We start from the raw sequence: 2369 nt of genomic DNA on the forward strand, positions 1-2369 counted from the left end.
GCCGGCGAGCCTCGTGCTCGCCGGCTGCTCTCTTTCGCAATCCGGAGGCGCCGTCCTGCCCGCGCCTCGCGGTCTGATGCGACCGACCCGTCTCGATTCCCCCCGGGTCCACTCGAGGATCTGACGAGGCGGATGACCGGCGTCATATCCGCCTGCCGGTATCCTGTTTACCTTCATCTCCAGGATGCCGATTCACCCCGCGACCACCGCCGAAAGCCCCTGATCAGGCGACGCCCCACGGACTGGTCGCAACGGTGGCGGCATGCCTTCCAGATCGCCTTTCTCCTGCTCAACGCCGCGCTCGGCGCGCAGTTCTACCTCTGGGTGCGCCAGATCGAAGTCCGAGGCTCCGCGCTCCACGTTTCCCGTCCGCCGGGAGTCGAAGGGTGGCTGCCGATCGCCGGCCTGATGAACCTCAAGTACTGGGTTCTGACCGGGCGAATTCCGGCGATCCACCCCGCGGCCATGTTCCTGCTGGTCGCGATCCTGGCGATCGCGTTTCTGTTCCGAAAGGCGTTCTGCAGCTGGCTCTGCCCGGTGGGAACCGTCTCGGAAGCTCTGGGAAGCATCGGGCGAAAGATCCTGGGACGAAACCTGCGCCTGCCGAAGTGGATCGACGTGCCGCTCCGCGGGTTCAAGTACCTGCTGCTCGGATTCTTCGTGTGGGCGGTCGCGAGCATGTCGGCGCAGGCCATCGAGGCGTTCATGCAATCCCCGTATGGACTGATCGCGGACGTCAAGATGCTGAACTTCTTCCGCTTCATCGGCGGGACGGGGCTTTGCGTGATCGGTTTGCTCGGCATCGCGTCGATCTTCGTCGCCGACTTCTGGTGCCGCTACCTCTGCCCGTACGGCGCGCTCCTCGGGCTGGTGTCGCTTCTGAGCCCTGCCCGAATCCGCCGCGACACGAATGCCTGCATCGATTGCGGCAAGTGCGCCAAGGCGTGCCCGGCGTCGCTTCCCGTCGATCGGCTCCCTTCCGTGCGCTCGGCCGAATGCAATGCGTGCGTCGCCTGCGTGGCCGTCTGCCCCGTCGAGGGAGCGCTCGATCTGTCGCTCCGGCGGCCGGTCCGGCGGCGTCTCTTCGCGCCGGCGCTCGCCGCCGCAATCATCCTGCTCTTCGTCGGGGTCGTCGGGTTCGCCCGGACGACCGGCCACTGGCGATCGCGTGTGCCGGAATCGTCTTACCGACAGCTCGTCTCCCACTCTGAGGAGGTCGGGCACCCGATGCCCTGAGAGGCCGAAGCTTCAGAGGAAGAAAAGGCTCAGAGTCCTTTCCCGGCGTCCTTCTGTGGCGGCAGCGCCCGGTACCTCGCGGCGATCACCTGAATCGTCCCGTCCTGCTGCTCGGCGGTCACCCGCAGCAGGAGCGGAGCGTCGGACGTTCCCGCCAGATCGAGAACGGCGGGCATATCCAGATGCGTCGACCATTTCTTCGCGCCCGCGGCGTCGGTCGTCTCCGTCGCGGACTTCGATTCGGAGGCGATGGTCCGGTCGCCCTTCAGCACCTCGTAGTGAAGGCGCTTGAGTCCCTCCGAGCTGTCGGCCGTCACCTTCACCGTGACCTTCGGCGAGACGCCGCTCGACTCCGATCTCACGTCGATGACGGAGTCCGGCGACTTGACGTACGCCTCCGCCGGCCCCTTTTCGATCCGGCCGTGGGCGACCGACGTGTGCTGCACGATCACCGTGAAGCAGCCGGTCAGGAAGAGCAGCATGGTCGAGGCGAGGAGCGGGCGCAGTCTCATGGTGTCTCCTTCTTCGAGCGCCCCAGCGAGCTCGTTCAATCAATAGCAGACCGCCGGTCCGCCCGTCTTGATGCACGCGAATCAAGGTCATGCGGAAGGCGCGCCGCCCTCCGCGTCTGGCGAGATACCAGAAGCACCTCGGGTTCTCGGTGTTCGCCTACGGCCTTCTCGGTAACCACGCACACCTCACCTCGACTCCAATAACCGCCCAGGTCCGTCGCCAAGGCTCGTTCATTCATCGTCCTGCCTCCGATTCACGAGTCGACGACGACGAGCACCTTGCCGGTCGTGGCGCGGCCGGCGAGCGCGCGGTCCGCGTCCGGAAGCCGTTCGAAGGAAAATCGCGGCCCGAGGACGGGCGCGATTTCTCCCGCGCGCCACGTGCGGAAGATCCCGCGCGCGCTCTCCCGCAGGCGCGCGGTCCGGCCGGGCAGGAGCGAGAGGTTGAACCCGACGAGCGTCCGGCATTCCTCGATCGTCCGATAAGGTATGAGAAGCCCCATGGCCGCCAGCTCCCGGGCGGCGCGAAGCCGGGCGACGCCTCCCGGCCGCGACGCCGCCGCAAAACCGTAGAGCACGTAGCGTCCGCCCCGGTCGAGACGCCGCCAGAGCCTTCGGAAG

At 67.0% G+C, this 2369-nt stretch carries 3 protein-coding genes; 1 reads left to right on the plus strand and 2 read right to left on the minus strand.

Annotated elements, in window-relative coordinates; all coding sequences use genetic code 11:
* Nucleotides 1-132 precede the first annotated feature (132 nt).
* Nucleotides 133-1236 carry a 4Fe-4S binding protein gene (locus tag VFS34_16210; protein ID HET9795997.1) on the plus strand — a complete coding sequence of 368 codons (1104 nt, stop codon included), beginning with the start codon at nt 133-135 and terminating at the stop codon, nt 1234-1236.
* A 29-nt stretch (nt 1237-1265) separates the two neighbouring features.
* Here the strand turns inward: VFS34_16210 and VFS34_16215 are convergent, their stop codons facing one another.
* Together VFS34_16215 and VFS34_16220 are read right to left on the minus strand one after the other, a co-directional pair.
* Nucleotides 1266-1748: a hypothetical protein gene (locus tag VFS34_16215; GenBank protein ID HET9795998.1), complete on the minus strand. Its 483-nt coding sequence runs from the start codon at nt 1746-1748 to the stop codon at nt 1266-1268.
* Nucleotides 1749-2002: 254 nt separating this feature from the next.
* Nucleotides 2003-2369 (minus strand): hypothetical protein (locus VFS34_16220; protein ID HET9795999.1); only part of this gene is annotated, 367 nt, incomplete at its 5' end.

The organism is Thermoanaerobaculia bacterium (genome assembly GCA_035717485.1).
GTDB lineage: Bacteria > Acidobacteriota > Thermoanaerobaculia > UBA5066 > DATFVB01 > DATFVB01.

Coding starts and splice junctions, on each gene's coding strand:
- VFS34_16210 (HET9795997.1), top strand. CDS start 133: ATGACCGGCGTCATATCCGCCTGCCGGTATCCTGTTTACCTTCATCTC.
- VFS34_16215 (HET9795998.1), bottom strand. CDS start 1,748: ATGAGACTGCGCCCGCTCCTCGCCTCGACCATGCTGCTCTTCCTGACC.